Here is a 16,979-nt window from a genome sequence, read left to right as displayed (position 1 = left end):
CTCATGCTGAGAATTGACATAAATAGCGAGTTCCATGTGGCAATTGAAAAACAAATGTTAGACACATGAAAAAGTTGAAAACAATTTTACCGTACATCATTATCCTATTACTAACTGCCTGTCAGGCCAAACAGCCTGGTAATGTATCCATTATTCCGGAGCCCTTACAGGTGGTTATGCATGACACAGGAGCCTTTAATTTTAACGCTTCAACGCCGGTGATTATCGAAGACTCGAGTATGCTGCCGGCCATCTCCCTACTTGGCGAGGTCTGCCAAATGGATTTCCAAACCACTTGGAAAGCACAGAATGCAGCGGCGCAACCGGCTTTTATTTTTGCTTACGACAATCAGCTGGATTCCTTGAGCAACGAAGGCTATGTGCTAAATATTACCGATGAAGCAGTCAGCATTAAAGCTGCCGGCCCACAAGGCTTATTCTATGCAGTGGAAACCATCAGACAGTTATTACCGGCTGACATAACAAGCACGTACAATAACCTTACGCTACCGGCAGGCACCATCACCGACCGCCCCCGCTTCGAGTGGCGAGGCATGCACCTGGATGTGTCGCGCCATTTTATGCCTAAGGAGTTTATAAAAAAATACATCGACTATCTGGCCATGCACAAGTTAAACGTGTTTCACTGGCACCTGGTTGATGGCATTGGCTGGCGCATCGAAATCAAATCGCATCCTGAACTGACGGATATTGGTGCCTGGCGCAAAGTAAAGCCCCACCTAATGCCCTGGCAAGAGTTTGAAGTGTGGCGCGAAGGCGATAAAGAAGAAAAGTATGGAGGCTTTTACACGCAGGAGGAAGTGCGTGAGATAGTGGCCTATGCCGCCGAACGCTTCATTACAGTGGTGCCCGAAATAGAATTGCCCGGCCACTCCGAGGTGGTGTTTCAATGTTACCCCCACTTAACCTGTAAAGATGCCCGCGGCCGTTATGTTAAAGGAAGTGGCGTGTATTGCGCCAGCAACCCTTCGGCCTATAAGCTGCTTGAAGATGTAATAGATGAGATCATCGGCCTCTTCCCTTCTGAATACATACACATTGGAGGCGACGAAGTGAATAAAACCAACTGGAACAATTGCCCTGATTGCCAGAAGCTGATGCGACGCAAAGGCTATGATGCCTTTGAGCTGCAGAGTCATTTTATCAACCATTTTGACACTTACCTGAAAAATAAAGGGCGTCGCTTAATCGGCTGGCACGAAATTATGGAAGGAGAGCTCTCACCAACAGCCACCGTGATGTATTGGGGAGCCGAATCGGGGGCAGCCGACTGTTTAAAAGAAGGACACCCAACGGTTTTAACCACCGGCTCGCATCTGTATTTCGACCACTACCAAAGCCTCAGCCCACAAGAACCCAAAGCCTTTGGAGGCTATGCGCCACTAAAGAAAGTGTATGATTACGAACCCGTTCCTGACGGAGTAGAGCAAAAATACATTGACCAGCTACTGGGTGTTCAAGCCAATATCTGGACCGAATACATGCCCAACGAAAAGCATGTGGAATACATGTTGTTTCCGCGCATTGCTGCCCTGTCGGAAATTGCCTGGCAGGCACCCAACACAAAAAACTGGCTGCACTTCAGACAAAAAATGAACCAGATGCTGAAGCATTACGAGGCCATGGACATTAACTATGCCTACAGTGCCTTGCGCCCCAGTGTTCAGATTGAATTGCTACGGGAACAAAAGCAGTTAAAAGTGAGCCTAACCACTGAGTTAGATGCTGATATCTATTACACAACCGATGGCTCTGAACCCAATCCTGAAAATGCCACTTTATACGAGCAGCCCTTTCTGCTTAACGAGTCGGCTACCATTAAAACCATTGCCACAAAAGATGGACAGGTAACCGGTAAAACAGAAGTAAAGGAAGCGATTCTTCATAAAGCAGCCGGCGCTACCGTCACCCTGCACTCAGCTCCCGAAGACAAATACGCTTCGAGCGGTGCAGCAACCCTTACCGATACGCAATTCGGAGGCGATAAGTGGGGCAATGGCAAATGGCTTGGCATATTGAATAAAGATTTTGAGGCCGACATTGAACTAAGTGAAGTACAAGCAATCAGCTCGCTTAAATTAAGCTGCATTGAAGAAAATGGGGCCGGTATATTTTACCCTGCCTCCGTTGAAGTATTCGTGTCGGACAACGGTAAAGATTATCAACCGGTGGGTGTGTGGGAAAACTCAGTACGTTATCAGCCACCATGGTCGTCAACCGTTAATAATACGCATATTCCGGTGAATTTTGAACCCGTAAAAACACAGTTTATCAAGGTAAAAGCTAAGTACCCGAAGCTAAAAGAAATGGGCGTATTCCTGTTTATCGATGAAATTGTAGTGGAATAAAGACACGGAGCTGTCAGGAATAGTTAAAAGTAAAGGAAGGTGCCTCACGGATGAGACACCTTCCTTCTTTTTAAGGGCTTAGGTTAAATTTTATTCAGTCATTACGACTATTTCACTAAAAGACGGATATGCTCATCGCCCAAACGCACAATGTAGAGCCCCGGTTTTAAATCGGCAATACTAATGACCTCCGCACCGCCAAGCGCTACTACTTGCTTCACAAGCTGACCCGATACATTGTAGAATACCACCAGTGTATTGGCTTCTGCTTCTATATTAACACTTCCCGAAGCCGGATTAGGATATAATTTACTTGTCTCCTCTAGCTCGCTGACAGATGTAGACAGCTCCCATTTCGCAAACAACACCCTATCGCCCGTGCTGCCCTGTGGAATGGTGGTCACCTCTTCCCCTGTAAAATCAGCATTATTGTACCAACCTTTAAAAACATAGCCATCGCGGGTAGCCGGCTGTAGGCTCAGCGGTTCATCTTCAATGGTATAATTCATCACACTCCCATCTGCATTAACACCGCCATTGAGGTGGTAGGTAATGCCGTAGCTTATCAGCTCCCATTTTGCATAGAGGGAGTAATGACCTGTACTTCCCTGCGGAATAGTTGTTACCTGCTCACCTGTGAATTCAGCATTACCGAACCAACCTTTAAAAGCATAGCCATCGCGCGTAGCTGGCTGTAAACTAATAGACCCATCAACAATGGTATACATTATTGGATTACCCTCAGCATTTACCCCGCCGTTTGGTTGATAAATGATGATATAAGCGATGGGCTCCCACTTAGCAAACAGCTCCATATCGCCAGTGCTGCCTTGAGAAATGGTGGTAATCACTTCGCTGGTGAAATCAGGATTGGCATACCAACCCATAAATTCATAAGCCGCACGTGCTGCAGGAGGCAACACCGTCCACGTTGCATCTTCAACCGTATAAGTAAGCGGATTACCCATAGAGTTGGTACCACCATTTAGCTGGTAAGTGATGCTGTAGGTAATAAGCTCCCATTTTGCATAAAGTGAGAAATCACCAGTCCTCCCCTGCGGAATAGTTGTCACCTGCTCATATCTGAATTCAGCATTACAGTACCAACCTTTAAAGACATAGCCTGCGCGCGTAGCTGGCAGTAGGCTTAACGTTTCATCTTCAATGGTGTAGCTCATCACATTCTCATCAGCATTAACACCGCCATTGAGGTGATAGGTAATGTCATAGCTTATAAGCTCCCATTTTGCATAGAGTGAGTAATCGCCAGTACTTCCCTGCGGAATAGTTGTCACCTGCTCACCTGTGAATTCAGCATTATTATACCAACCTTTAAAGGCATAACCTGCGCGGGTAGCTGGCTGTAGGCTCAGCGTTTCATCTTCAATGGTGTAGTTCATCATATTCCCATCTGCATTAACACCGCCATTGAGCTGGTAGGTAATGCCGTAGCTTATCAGCTCCCATTTTGCATAGAGTGCATAATGACCTGTACTTCCCTGCGGAATAGTTGTTACCTGCTCACCTGTGAATTCAGCATTACTGAACCAACCTCTGAAGGCATAGCCTGCGCGCGTAGCCGGCTGTAGGCTTAACGTTTCATCTTCAATGGTGTAGCTCATCGCATTCCCATCAGCATTAACACCGCCGTTGAGGTGATAGGTAATGTCATAGCTTATAAGCTCCCATTTTGCATAGAGTGAGTAATCGCCAGTACTTCCCTGCGGAATAGTTGCCACCTGCTCACCTGTGAATTCAGCATTATTATACCAACCTTTAAAGACATAACCTGCGCGGGTAGCTGGCTGTAGGCTCATCGTTTTATCTTCAATGGTGTAGCTAGCCACATTCCCTTCTGCATTAACACCACCGTTTAACTGGTAGGTGATGGTGTATTCCACAGGCATCAGGTTTAAGGCAAAGCTTGCCTCCGTGGCCGATACAGCAAATGTTTTTTCCATAGCGGGATAACCGTTAGCGCTTATGGTGGCACGATAGTCTCCGGCATGTAATTCCAACTGTACTTTGCCCTGCTCATCCGTTGTAAATTGGCCAACCGATGGAATATTGAGCTGAACACCGGCCAAAGGTTGCTGCCGGCCTCCATCGACCTGGATGGATACGGGTATTAAACCAGGCAACTGGTAGCGCAGACGTGGTGACCTGATGCCATTATCATCGGTCCACATTACCCACACATCCTTAAAATCCCAGCCAATAAATTTAGCTTGCTGTGCAAAGTCTGCTGCTGCCAATGCCGTTCCATAGGTATTATTTACCCCTCCAACTCCTTCTTTACGATAAGAACTAACTATGTCGTTGGGGTCAGACATATATCCTACCAATCCTCCAGTTTCATCAGTATTAATTCCGGTTACATCAACCAATGCGTAGCAATTGATAATTGCTGAATAATAATAATGATTGCCAATGCATCCTCCTATGTTCTCTTTTCCCTTAACTTTTCCAAATACAAAACTGTTTTCTAGATTACCTCTGTTCGTTCCTACCAGACCTCCAACTCCATTTACTCCATTCACCTGTGCAAAAGCAGCAGCTTTTTGAATCTTATCTTGATTAAGACCAGCCACACCTCCAACATAGATATTCCCCGTAACAGATACCTCAACCCGCACCTGCTCAGTATCATTTGAACTACCGGTAGCAGGATAACTGGTTAGGTCTTTCCCCCAAACACCTCCCACATAATTTCTGCCCTGTACACTGCCAGAACACTCTATATTTGTCAGTTTGGAATCATATTTACACCCTGCCAGCATGCCCACATTATTATACCCTTTTAAATCTCCATTCAGCAAGGCTATATTGTAAATCTGACTCCTGTGGATGTTCGCAAACAATCCAATATCAGACTCTTCAGACCTGTTGATATACAGGTTCCTTATGGCATTACCATTACCAGCTAGTGTGCCGCTAAAATAATTGATAGTGGGATGCAAATTAGCTGATCCTATCGGCTTAAAACCAAGCGGGAATTGATAAGTACTCATGTCGATATCCTGAGTAAGAACAAAATGCTTATCCCACAGCAAGGGATCATAAGCCAAACGCAACAGCTGAGTTAACTCCCCAAGCTGATAAGGGGCCTCCGGCGTTCCCTGTCCGCTGCCTAAGGGATATATCTCTGGCTCAAACACGGCATTAATGGTAGCGCCACCGCTTTCAAGGGTATAAATAAACGGGTTTTGGTTCGATAGCTTTACTCCATCTTGTTCCCAATGGCTAAAAGCATAAGCGCCCGTGGCCCAAAGTTCCACTTTTGTGCCTGCTTTATAATGGCCGGCGCCGATTAGCTCCACTTCTTTACAGTTGGGAATAATCGTTAACCTTTCAAGGCCCGTTTGCCAGAGAAAAGCAGGGTACATCTGTTGCCCACTTGTACTATTTCGCGCTACAAAAGTCCATGTTTGTTGAAAATCCCACCCCGGAAATGAAGTTGCCAAAGCAAAGGCGTCTTCCGCCAGTGGCTGACCAATGCCATTATTCAGAGCGCACTCAAGATAATATGAGTGGTGTATTGCAGCGCCGTAAGGATTACTTCCCACCAAAGCTCCTGCCTTACCAGTTCCTGTAACAGCCCCGCTTGCATATGTCATCCCCACCTGTTGTAAGTAATTTTTTCCAATTAATCCTCCCACACAATCATATCCAATAACTTCGCCATGCGCATAGGCATTATCTATCTCACCCCCATTAGAACCTATAAGGCCTCCTACTGAATTCTTACCATTTACCTGCACATCGGCATATGAGTTCTTTAAAAAGGAATTAGAACCTTTTTGCACTCCAATAAGTCCACCCAATTCATCCTCCCCCGTAACAATTCCTGTAGCATAGCAGTTAAGCACAAGCGTATTCACTGCCTCACCCACTAAAGCACCTGTTTGAGATTGACCATTAACAGTAGCATTCTCAAGTCCAATATTCCGGATAAGCGATGCATCAACCTTACCAAATAATCCAATTTTAGAAAAATCAGGTCGGTTCACTATCAGGTTACTGATTGTTTTAAAGTTCCCGTTTACCTGTCCTTTAAATACCTTTCTTGAGAAAAATAGCACCCCATTTCCAATGGGTAAAAATCCTTTACTAAAAGTTAAAGGCGTCATATCAATATCAGCCGTTAACTCATAGTGACAGCCTTTTTCCCAATCAGCCATATTATAGGATAACAGCAGCAGGTGGGTATAATCATCTATTTGAAAAGGGTTACCGGATGTGCCATCGCCACCGCCATAGCTGTACATGGCCTCTCCAAAAACGGCTTTTACCGGCATGGGCTCATGGCCAAATGTAAAACGATAGGTAGGCTCGGTAGATAGCACCTCTCCCTTACACTCCCAGTGCAAAAAAGGGTAGGCGCCTGCAGCCGACAAGGTCACCTGATCGCCCAGGCCATAGTGCCCATCACCTGTTACTTCCACTTCGGCCTGGTTAGCTACTATTGACAGCTCGTGCTTACCCAGCTGCCAGTTGAAATACGGCAAGGTTTGCCCCGGAGCTAATTCATCCAAGACCGCCATGCCCCAAACACCAGTAAAATCCCAGCCCTCAAATTGTTGCTGATCGGCCATCTGTTCGGGCGATAACCCGGTAGCTCCTTCATCTACCCCTTCTCCAACAAAATAGGAATCAATTATTGTAGCCCTACTTAAATCTGAACCAAAACCAACACTTGGTGTGGTTGAGTAGCAATGTTTTATCTGGCCGTTATAATCCGCCAAACCAACAAATCCACCAACCTTATCATTAGGGCCATAAACGTCGCCTTGCGTAAAACAGTTCTGCACCAAAGCCCAACTTGTTATGCGACCTGAAAAACCACCTATAGCAAACTCGCCTGTAACCTCAACTTTTGCATAACACCACTCCACGCAAGCATTAAGTGTACTACCTAATAAGCCGCCCACATAGTTCTTGCCTGTAACCTTGCCACTAGCACTGCACTGCTTCAGTTTTGTCATTTCTGTATACATACCAAAAGAACCAGCCAAAGCTCCCACGTATTCTCCACCTGATATATCAACGGATTCTAAAACAAGTCCTTTCAGAGTCGCATCAGATACTTGCGAAAATAAGCCCACATACGGTTCATCTGGTCTATTAATATACAGGTTACTGATGGTATGGCCATTGCCCATAAACCGGCCTTCAAACCAATCAATTGGTTGAAAGCCCTTAGCCCCATTCCAGGTCTTTGTTTCGGCAGCATCAATATTGGCTAGCAGTGTGTAGCTTTGTTTCCTCTGCTTTGCTGAGGTCTCTTCGGACAGCCACCTGAGGTGGGCCAGTTTTTCGATGTGCCAGGGATTTTCCGTGCTACCATCACCTATAGTGGGCTTCACGGCCTGGGTTTCTGTGGTGCTTTGAGCATCAATCGTAGAATGTGTAAAAAAGATACTTAGCAATACCAGCATACCGCATTTTGCTAAGCTTCGACCTTTTCTCTTCAGGTGTGATGTTTTCATAATTTGAATCAATTAAGGTTGATGAAGTACATTGACACTTGTAATAAAAAAGGGAAAACAGTAGGAGCTCTCCGTGTTGGGTGTTGAGTGAGTCAATGCCTGTGGCCACGAAAGTATTGAGGCTGCTCAGAAACAGCAAAAACAAGATGGGGACAAAATGGGGTCAATTGATCAAGGGAACACTGCTACCAACATTAAAGGCACAGCTGCTCGAGGTAAAACGAGAAAAGCAGTAAGTTGATCTGCTGGCTTAGTCAATAATACTTATCAGGTAATGATAGAGGTTGGTTTCCACTGGCAGGCTTAACTTTTTGCGGATGCGTTTACGCTGCTTATAGGCCGATGCCAGTGTAATGTTAAGTTGTTCGGCTATTTCTTTAGTGGATAGGCCATTTGTAAGCAGGGAACAAAACAAGAGGTCGCCCTGTGTAAATGGTATCTGAAGGCGACAAGCCGCTTTTACCAGGCGCTGATCAATTAAGGCCTGAATCTTCGATTGACTCACCTGCCGCTTTAGTCGCAGCACTTCGCACTTTAGCAGATCAGCCGTTTGTCGGTACCGAAGGGCTTTAATAGGCTCATCAGCGGCCTCATTCAACCGGATAAAACACTCAATTAACTGCAAATCACCCACTCGCACCCGTTGCGTCTTAACCAGGGTGGGTATGAGCTCGCCATCCGCACAAACATTCACACGCTCTAAAAACTGCCCATTGGTTAAATGTTCCTCTGTAATTTCTTCGGGAAGGTGGCTGGCAAACTCTTCGGGCACAAGGTCGTTAAGGTGCCGCCCCACCAATTGAGTGGATGAAGCAAACTTAAGCAGTTGGGCACCATAGCCATTACACACCAGAATAACCCCTTGCAAGGACAGCAGAAAATGACCAGTAGTATTGGAGGCAGATTTTTCAATGGAATGCATTAATTCAGTAAGCTTCATATTCACATAGTAGATTCAGATTTTAAGGCATGCCGAAAATACTAAAAAATCGTTCATTTCTTAACAATTAATTGGCCGCTTACACTTCAGAGCTTGAAGAAGCATCTCCCTAAAATAATATAGATGAAATTTTAATTTAATACTCAATCGAGGTTAATTCATGACATTTTATATTTTTATCGCTTATTTTTGTTTCATATTGAAACTTGTTATTATATTTGCGCTATCAATCAACAAATATTAATACAATGGCGAAACTATTTATACCTAAAGATTACGATCCGCTGCTGGATTTGAAACAAACCGAGCACGCTATTAAAACCATCAAAGATCATTTTCAGGCCGCTTTATCGGCTGAGTTAAGGCTGCGCCGCGTAACAGCTCCCCTATTTGTTATGAAAGGTACCGGCATTAACGATGACCTTAACGGCACTGAACGCCCCGTAGCCTTTCCGGTAAAAGAATTTAACGATCAGCAGGCCGAGGTGGTACATTCGCTGGCCAAATGGAAGCGCCTGATGCTGGCCGATTATGAAATTGAAAAGGGCTTTGGCCTATACACCGATATGAATGCCATCCGCCCCGATGAGGAGCTGGATAATATCCATTCGTTGTATGTAGATCAGTGGGATTGGGAACGACACATTGCCAAGGAAGAATACAACCTTGATTACCTAAAACATATAGTAACGAAAATTTACGAAGTGATGAAGCGAACCGAGTTCGTGGTGTATGAACGCTATCCTGCCATACGCCCCATACTACCCGATGCCATCACATTTATCCATGCCCAGGATCTGCTTGACCAGTACCCTGATTTATCATCCAAAGAACGTGAAGATGCCGCCGCAAAAAAGCACGGCGCTATTTTCATCATCGGTATTGGCAGCACACTATCCAACGGCGAAAAACACGATGGCCGCGCACCCGACTATGACGATTGGAGTACGCCAACGGTGAATGGGTATCGAGGCTTAAACGGCGACATCATTGTTTGGAACCCGGTGCTGGAACAATCTTTTGAGCTTTCGTCCATGGGTATCAGGGTGAGTCCGCAAGTATTGGAGCAACAGCTGGAACAGGAAGGATGCCCCGAGCGGAGGACGCTTGATTTTCATAAACGACTGCTTGAAGGTGAGTTACCCCTATCCATTGGTGGTGGCATAGGTCAGTCGCGACTGTGTATGTTCTTCCTGCGCAAGGCACACATCGGAGAGATACAGTCGAGCATTTGGCCGCAGGACATGCGCAAAGAGTGCAAGGCCAACAAAATTATACTGGTATAAACGATTCTTTAGTCCAAAATCAGCCAAGCCGGATGGATTCCATCGCAAGAAAATACTTGTGATTGCAAACCGATCCGGCTTTGTTTATTCCTTCTTACTTATTAGCCCAAGACGCTCCGACATCACGCTCAACTGCCCTTCCTCATCACTGCCCTCTTTCAGCGCCATCAGGTCGCAAACCTTCCTTCCCTGCTCATCGTAAAGACGAATCACATTGTTTTTCTGAACAATATCGAGCACCCGATTACCACGACTGTAATTGCGATATAATTTATCGGAATGAAACACTTGCAAATACATTCCGGTCCTCAATTTTTGCCATCGCCCGTTGACAAATAATCCGAAAAGCTTATCGCCCGAACGCACCCGTTTTAAATCAAAATCGATGTGCGTACACGAACGGGTAAAACTTATAAAAGTCCCTAAAGGTATAAGAACACCCCCTACCCAAGCACCCTGAGCAAGGGAAATTAAACCCGCCAGCAACAAAACCAAACCGGAAAATGAGGCCACCGGGCCAAAGCTCTTTCCCAGACAATGCATCTGTGTCTTCATATACTTGATGTTCTGATTTTATATTCACCCAAACGGTCAATCGTCCGGCGTAAGTCATTATTTTTGCTCCTATAAATATATTTCATCGCATGCACACATTCGACTACCACAACCAGGAACACCTGGCGCTGCTGTTGCTACTGATCATCATTATCATCCTTATGCTTTTTATAATTAAGTACAAGGTAAATAATTATTGGCAGGAGCGCAAAGTACGCAAGCGCTTTGAGCGGGGCAACAAACTGGAACTACAAGCCCGTAACTTCCTAAAGAGCAAAGGCTACACCATAGTTGATTATCAGGGCAACTACGAACACCATTATATTGAAAATGGCGAACGGCACACAGCAAGTATTCAACCCGACTACATTGTTAAAAAAAATGGCCGGAAATATATTGTGGAAGTAAAAAGCGGTTTTCAGGCCATTAGCGCCCGCAATAAAAACACACGACGTCAACTACTTGAATATGATTACGTGGTGGAGAACGATGGCGTTTTTCTGCTGGACATGGAGAACCATCAAATGAAACTGGTTCAGTTTAAATCCAAGATGGAAAGACGCTCGGGCCGACTGCTTAAAGCGATTATTATAACTGCCCTTGTAGGTATGGCCATTCCCTACTGGCAGATTAAAGTGGGGATAGCGCTAATCCTACTCATCGTATTTTTTATGGAGAGGAGGTTATAACATAGAAATCGGGTATAAACATCAGCTATCGACTCATTAACCAATCAGTTAGATTGACTGATGAGTCTAAACCCAGCCGTTTCCGCACCCGATACCGTGCATTCTCAACACCCCTAACAGACATATTGAGTAGTTGTGCTATTTCCTTGCTGCTCAAATTCATCTTTAGATAAGCACATATTTTCAGGTCATGAGGCGTGAGCGCAGCAAATTCTTCCTTTAATTTCTTGATATAATTATTATGCGCTAAATCAAAGCGCAATTCAAAATCATCCCAATCATCATTAGAAATCTCACGTTCAATAAAACCCAGCAAATCGCATAGTTTTTGCTCAAGCTGCTTGGTGGCGTCTTCTTTAATGGCGATGATGCGAGCCTGTAAATCAACCAGCTTTTCATTTTTACAAATCGTTTTCATAGCAATGGCTGCCAGCTCTTTGTTTTTACTTTGGAGTTCATTTCTTAATTTTTCCTCCTGATAGGCCGCCTGCTCTATTTTTCGAATACGTTCTTGCTTTTCAATATAGCGCTGTTTCTCAACCCTGGCTCGTCTGTCTCTTACCTTCATTACCATGTAAAAGATGGATATAAAAAGCACAGTATATCCCGCATAGGCATAAATAGTTCGGTGCCAGGGAGGCAATATGCTAAAACGGCAGATGATGTCGTCCGTTTCGGCGCCATAAATATTAATGGCCTTCAAACGAAACACGTAATCACCTTCTTTTAGGTTTGTATACTCCTTGTATCTGATATCCTCCCATTCAGACCAGTCGCTGTCATACCCTTGCAGGTAATACTTAAATCGGATGTTTTTAGTATTTTCATAATAACCGGCAGAGAAACTAAAGGTCAGACTATTGTTTTTAACTTCCTTATACAAGAGTTGTATATCCTGCCCCATAAGGGTATCGCACAGAAATTCAATATTATCGTCGTACAGTACATTTTCACCACTCCCATTTTTCACCGAACGCAATAAACATTTGAAATTGGCCGGCTTATTTACTTCTAATGCCGCATCATAAACAATAACACCATCTTTAGTGCCAATGTAAACCTTTTGCTTATCTGAGAAGTAGATGTTTTCAAATCCCGGAATATAATATTCATTTAACTTGTTAAAGGGATTGCTTGTCACCGTTTGGCTACCATCGGGGTGCTTTTCAATAACACCTGATTTATTGCCCGATACAAACCATACATTTCCCTTAGGATCCTCTTTTACCAAACGCCCTTGCTCATACCCTATCCAATCAGTCAGTTCTTTATTCATTATCATTGAATCGGCTGATGCATCGTAGTGATAGAAACCCACCAGCGTGCCAAACACCAAGGCTTGATTAAGCTTAAAAACGGTGTTAAACATGTGCGACGGCAATCCTTTTGAATGGTCATAAAACGACCGCTGTGCAATCGCATTCAATGAACTATTCAGCACCAACCTGTATATTCCACGATAGCCATGAGCGACCCATATTTCGCCATTATCAGCTATTTCCACTACTCTGCTTGATTCATTAAACCCTTTGATCCTGTTAACGAAGCGCAGTTGCTCACCTTCCTTTTTAAGCAACACAAGCCCTTGATACGTGCCTCCGATAAAATAACCCGGATGTTGTGGCAAAGCCTTAATCAGCCAGCAACCTTCGCCGCCATAAATCGAAATAAGCTCCCCATTAAGCAGTTGCGAAAATCCTTTGGCATGCGCCAATACAACAATATCCTCCCATTTGCTCAGGCTCCAGTTAATGTCAATACTGCCCTTAACTCTCTTAAATGACTGATCGGATCCTGACACCAGCGATTGCTTTAACAGCCCTTCGTGGGTGGCATAATACCTATAGCCTTCATGTTCTAAAATTGAATAAACACCTATTGGCTCCTCGGTATTGGGCTTTATTTGGCACAAAGGTGTTGATAGCTCAACCATATCAATCCCTGTTTTGTGGGTTACCCACAGGTTATTGTGGATATCGGTATATAAACCCCGAATCGCATTGTTTTGCAGACCTTCCGCTTTGGTTAATTGTGTTTCAACGGAACCTTTATTATTCAGAATGTAAACACCGGCTTTATGGGTACCGATAACAAAATCGCCATTTTTACGCACATGACCTGTGGATAAGCCAATGCTTTTAAAATCAATTTGTGGTTCTGTGTGGAATGGCTGTAAATTATGATTGGCCAATAAAAATAAGCCACCGGCAAGTGTAGCTACTAAGAGATCATTTTCATTTATTGGCAGGATAAACCTAAGCTCTTCATTACTTAAGGGCGTTGATCCTGACAGCCTTTCAAAACCGTTATTAGTTTTACGGTGTAAACCAAATTCATCGTGCATCAACACCTGATCTCTGACCTTAAAAAGGCCTTTGATCTTATGGCCCGTTTTTATTACAGTAATATCATCGCCACTATACTTATAGATAGCCCGCCATGTGTGAAAATACACTTCATTATTATGCAACACAATATTCCACACATCATTGAAGTCACGGTATTCTACCGGCACTAAATCAAGCAGCGAACGAAAGACCAGTCCATTATCCTTCTGATAATCAACGTATCCAAAATCGCCCTGTGCACCGGCATATATTCGGTTGTTTTTGGTAATGGCCAGTGACTTGATATTGGAATGATTTGATACTGCTGTAACAATGTTCCAGTCACTACCATCAAACTCCAGAATACCGTACTCATTGGCAAAGTACAGCAGTCCTCTGTTATCCTGAATAATACCATAATTGACAGTGGATACCTTCAAATCCTTCTCAGAATAATTAGTGATAAATGGGATTCCACCAGTGAAGGTTTGCGCTGACAACATCAAGTTTCCGAATACCAATACCAAGGAGATGATTCCTTTCATACGATATGAACGATTTACAGGTTAAGTGATGCGTTTCGTTTTCAAAGGCTAATCTACTTAAAGCCTATTATGTTTTCGCTTTTGCATTAAATATATAAAAATATAACAGAAGCCCATAAGTATTATACTCATGAACTTCTGTTATAAACACAATGCGGCATGATAAATCCGGGCGATTGCCTATATATCAATCAATATACAGCCACACCACCAATGAGAAACTAAAAGGGATGGCTCATTCATGACTTTTCAATCTTATGAATTCGCCTTCCCCCTTGTTGCTAAAAGTATTTCACCAGCCCAGACGATTGGACGGTTTGCATGAGATGGTGAAACATAAACTAAATCAGCAAATTACTTTTTAATAATTTTAATGGTTTGATTAGCGGCTTTAATAAAGTACACGCCTTTGTTTAGCTCTGCCACAGAGATGGAGCCTCCTGTAACAGGTACACTCTTGAGTAAACTCCCTGTTACACTATACAACTCAACCAATGTAGAGTCAGCAAGCCCCTCTATATGAAGCACATCTTCAACGGGATTTGGAAAAGCTCTCAGCTTGCTTTGCTGATGGCCATCAATAGCGGTGGCTGTTGACTTATAGAAATAGATATTGTCAATATAAAAAGTACCCAAGTTAAACGGCTCACCGCCGGTAAGCTGTGAGTCAAATTTTAATTGATCAACAGCGGCCAAGCTAAAGGCAGGGTTGGCATCTGTAAAATGACTCAAAGGGATATCAATACTCATCCATGTTTCGAGCGCTAATGTTCCAAAATTATAAGCCGCTTCCTGTCCTACTGAGGTATTTATCGGCGATACTCTTAACAAAGTTCCATCCGGTGTCCATACATCAAGGTGCAGGTAGTCCATACCTGATACATCCATAGCATCAAAGGTATTGCCCTGATAGGTTAACCCCTCATATTTAATGGTTTGATTACCATCAATATCAACAAACGACATGGCAGTTGCTTGTCCCCATCCCGGGTTATAGTTAGGATTACCCGGTGCTGCATACGCATCGCTGTAAATCGCCTTCACATTAGCCTGATCGTATGTAGGATTAGCTGCCGCCACTGATGGCGCGTTTAATGGACCGGCAACAACACCATCGGGCACCTGAATATTATCAATAAAAATCTCATTATCTGTACTTCTCGTATCAAAATCAGGAATAATAACCAATTTATTGAAGGTTTTACCAATCTCACTTGAGAAATCAAATGTTAGCTCCACCCATTTACTAGCAGAATTTTCAGGATAAGTAAGCCGTATTTCTTTTGCACTTCCCCCTTCAATCTTAAAGGCAACATCATAAGAACTTGCCTTGTAAACCATCATTTTTACTATAGCATTGTTGGCATCAATGGTAAACTCCCCGTTGTCAGAAGTAAAGAAAAGTGCCCATGCATTTCCGCTTTGTTTTGCAGTAAATTTGGCAACAGTAGCCGATGTATTAATACCGGAAGCATCCGGATTCGTAACAAATTCAAGCGCGGGATTATCTCCATTTTCGGTTACTACCCAATTCCAATCGGCACCAATTCCGTCAGGTTCGAAATCGATAGTGTGTGTACTCTGAGCCGACGCCATTGAGGCAGCGAACATTGAAATTACAAAAAAAGTGTAAAGCTTGTTCATGTCTTGTAGTTTTAGGATTAAACTGATTTTATTAGTGACTTAATTGTCGGCATCAAAACTACAGATGGTGTTCGGCAATGGGTAAAAAAGAAGTACTTCATCACCTACTTGCCACCTCACTTTAACTACGTTGACTTAATGTAAAGAGCTCATTAAATGGACAATACACAACAACGGCCATAATTAACATATATAAATAAAACCTGACTACAACTAAACGAACTTGACATACGCAAGCCACTAATAATAAATACCCTTGAAATCAGTAATTTATTTTTTCTCCTTTTTAGCGTAACATTTTTACTTCATTGCGTATTAATTACAGAAAGCCAACCTTCCTAAAGAAGCATTACTTTTATGTTACATGAATAACTCTTTTCGCACTAATGAAGTCACTATTTACATCGCTCATCATCCTTCTGCCCCTGCTCCTGAATGCCCAACACAAAGAGCTGAAAATCTGCTATGACTACATCAATCATGCAAAGCCCAATACCTACGACATGGAGCTGATTGCCAACAACAAGCAGGTATTAAGCTATACCATCCGCTTGACCAAAAGTGGCTCTGCACGCAATATCCGCTACAAAGCCACTACGGATTCAACCCTGCTATTTAAGGATTACAACAAAGGCACAATGGTTTATGATGAAAGCCTTGGGCGTGATATTTACATCATTGAAGAAGGCCTTGACCTTTTTAACTGGCACACAACCGAGGAGTGCGACACCCTACTGGATTACCCCTGCAAAACAGCCTTTGCCGAGTTCAGGGGGCGCGAATACAAAGCCTACTACACCACTGATCTGCCCTTTACGGCAGCCCCCTGGAAATTCCATGGCCTGCCCGGCGTCATCCTTAAGGTTGCTTCAGTAGATGATGTGCTGCTCTATCAGGCCAAATCCCTTGAGATATACGAAACAGAGAAAGCCTTGTACAATCCTTTTGAGCATAATGAAGCTGGCAGCTATAATGCCTTTTGTAAAGACTATAAGGCCTACCGCAAAGAGGTAATTAAAATTCGCAACAAAAGAGCCAAACAGCAAAATCGCCCCGCTCCAAAAAACAACAAAGCACCACGGGTGGAGGTAATCATTCCCGAAAACCGCTTTATCCTTAATTAAGGATAAAGGAC

At 43.7% G+C, this 16,979-nt stretch carries 9 protein-coding genes; 4 read left to right on the top strand and 5 right to left on the bottom strand.

Features of this window, described 5'->3' with window-relative positions:
• Window positions 1-65: 65 nt before the first annotated feature.
• The gene (locus ACRD7A_RS06170; protein WP_430810263.1) at window positions 66-2,369 is read left to right on the top strand and encodes a beta-N-acetylhexosaminidase; all 2,304 of its coding nucleotides are present in this window, start codon (window positions 66-68) and stop codon (window positions 2,367-2,369) included.
• Between the two features lie 107 nt (window positions 2,370-2,476).
• Here ACRD7A_RS06170 and ACRD7A_RS06165 read toward each other — a convergent pair whose 3' ends face one another.
• Both ACRD7A_RS06165 and ACRD7A_RS06160 read right to left on the bottom strand, forming a co-directional pair.
• Window positions 2,477-7,858: an InlB B-repeat-containing protein gene (locus ACRD7A_RS06165; protein ID WP_430810262.1), complete on the bottom strand. Its 5,382-nt coding sequence runs from the start codon at window positions 7,856-7,858 to the stop codon at window positions 2,477-2,479.
• Between the two features lie 250 nt (window positions 7,859-8,108).
• Window positions 8,109-8,798 (bottom strand): sigma factor-like helix-turn-helix DNA-binding protein, encoded by a 690-nt coding sequence (locus ACRD7A_RS06160; protein WP_430810261.1) that lies wholly within the window; start codon window positions 8,796-8,798, stop codon window positions 8,109-8,111.
• A 248-nt stretch (window positions 8,799-9,046) separates the two neighbouring features.
• Here ACRD7A_RS06160 and asnA point away from each other — a divergent pair, with 248 nt between their 5' ends.
• A complete protein-coding gene (asnA, locus tag ACRD7A_RS06155) occupies window positions 9,047-10,084 on the top strand; it encodes an aspartate--ammonia ligase (protein ID WP_430810260.1) in 1,038 nt (345 codons plus the stop codon).
• An 84-nt stretch (window positions 10,085-10,168) separates the two neighbouring features.
• Here asnA and ACRD7A_RS06150 read toward each other — a convergent pair whose 3' ends face one another.
• Window positions 10,169-10,639, bottom strand: a complete 471-nt coding sequence (locus ACRD7A_RS06150; protein WP_430810259.1) for a hypothetical protein — start codon at window positions 10,637-10,639, stop codon at window positions 10,169-10,171.
• An 89-nt stretch (window positions 10,640-10,728) separates the two neighbouring features.
• On the opposite strand from ACRD7A_RS06150, the gene ACRD7A_RS06145 reads away from it, so the two are divergent.
• Window positions 10,729-11,328 (top strand): hypothetical protein, encoded by a 600-nt coding sequence (locus ACRD7A_RS06145; protein ID WP_430810258.1) that lies wholly within the window; start codon window positions 10,729-10,731, stop codon window positions 11,326-11,328.
• Between the two features lie 25 nt (window positions 11,329-11,353).
• On the opposite strand, the gene ACRD7A_RS06140 is transcribed toward ACRD7A_RS06145, so the two are convergent.
• On the bottom strand, window positions 11,354-14,200 hold the full coding sequence (locus tag ACRD7A_RS06140) for a triple tyrosine motif-containing protein (RefSeq protein WP_430810257.1): 2,847 nt from the start codon (window positions 14,198-14,200) through the stop codon (window positions 11,354-11,356).
• A gap of 354 nt (window positions 14,201-14,554) precedes the next feature.
• Window positions 14,555-15,844 (bottom strand): T9SS type A sorting domain-containing protein, encoded by a 1,290-nt coding sequence (locus tag ACRD7A_RS06135; protein ID WP_430810256.1) that lies wholly within the window; start codon window positions 15,842-15,844, stop codon window positions 14,555-14,557.
• A 386-nt stretch (window positions 15,845-16,230) separates the two neighbouring features.
• Between ACRD7A_RS06135 and ACRD7A_RS06130 the strand changes: the two genes are divergently transcribed.
• Window positions 16,231-16,968: a GLPGLI family protein gene (locus tag ACRD7A_RS06130; RefSeq protein ID WP_430810255.1), complete on the top strand. Its 738-nt coding sequence runs from the start codon at window positions 16,231-16,233 to the stop codon at window positions 16,966-16,968.
• Window positions 16,969-16,979: the final 11 nt, after the last annotated feature.

The organism is Carboxylicivirga longa, from assembly GCF_050589825.1.
In the GTDB taxonomy this organism is placed as follows: Bacteria; Bacteroidota; Bacteroidia; order Bacteroidales; family Marinilabiliaceae; genus Carboxylicivirga; species Carboxylicivirga longa.
Note: the sequence above shows the minus strand (reverse complement) of the source record. Positions and strands in the feature narration are given on the sequence as shown.

Coding starts and splice junctions, on each gene's coding strand:
- ACRD7A_RS06150 (WP_430810259.1), bottom strand. CDS start 10,639: ATGAAGACACAGATGCATTGTCTGGGAAAGAGCTTTGGCCCGGTGGCC.
- ACRD7A_RS06145 (WP_430810258.1), top strand. CDS start 10,729: ATGCACACATTCGACTACCACAACCAGGAACACCTGGCGCTGCTGTTG.
- ACRD7A_RS06135 (WP_430810256.1), bottom strand. CDS start 15,844: ATGAACAAGCTTTACACTTTTTTTGTAATTTCAATGTTCGCTGCCTCA.
- ACRD7A_RS06130 (WP_430810255.1), top strand. CDS start 16,231: ATGAAGTCACTATTTACATCGCTCATCATCCTTCTGCCCCTGCTCCTG.
- ACRD7A_RS06140 (WP_430810257.1), bottom strand. CDS start 14,200: ATGAAAGGAATCATCTCCTTGGTATTGGTATTCGGAAACTTGATGTTG.
- asnA (WP_430810260.1), top strand. CDS start 9,047: ATGGCGAAACTATTTATACCTAAAGATTACGATCCGCTGCTGGATTTG.
- ACRD7A_RS06170 (WP_430810263.1), top strand. CDS start 66: ATGAAAAAGTTGAAAACAATTTTACCGTACATCATTATCCTATTACTA.
- ACRD7A_RS06160 (WP_430810261.1), bottom strand. CDS start 8,798: ATGAAGCTTACTGAATTAATGCATTCCATTGAAAAATCTGCCTCCAAT.
- ACRD7A_RS06165 (WP_430810262.1), bottom strand. CDS start 7,858: ATGAAAACATCACACCTGAAGAGAAAAGGTCGAAGCTTAGCAAAATGC.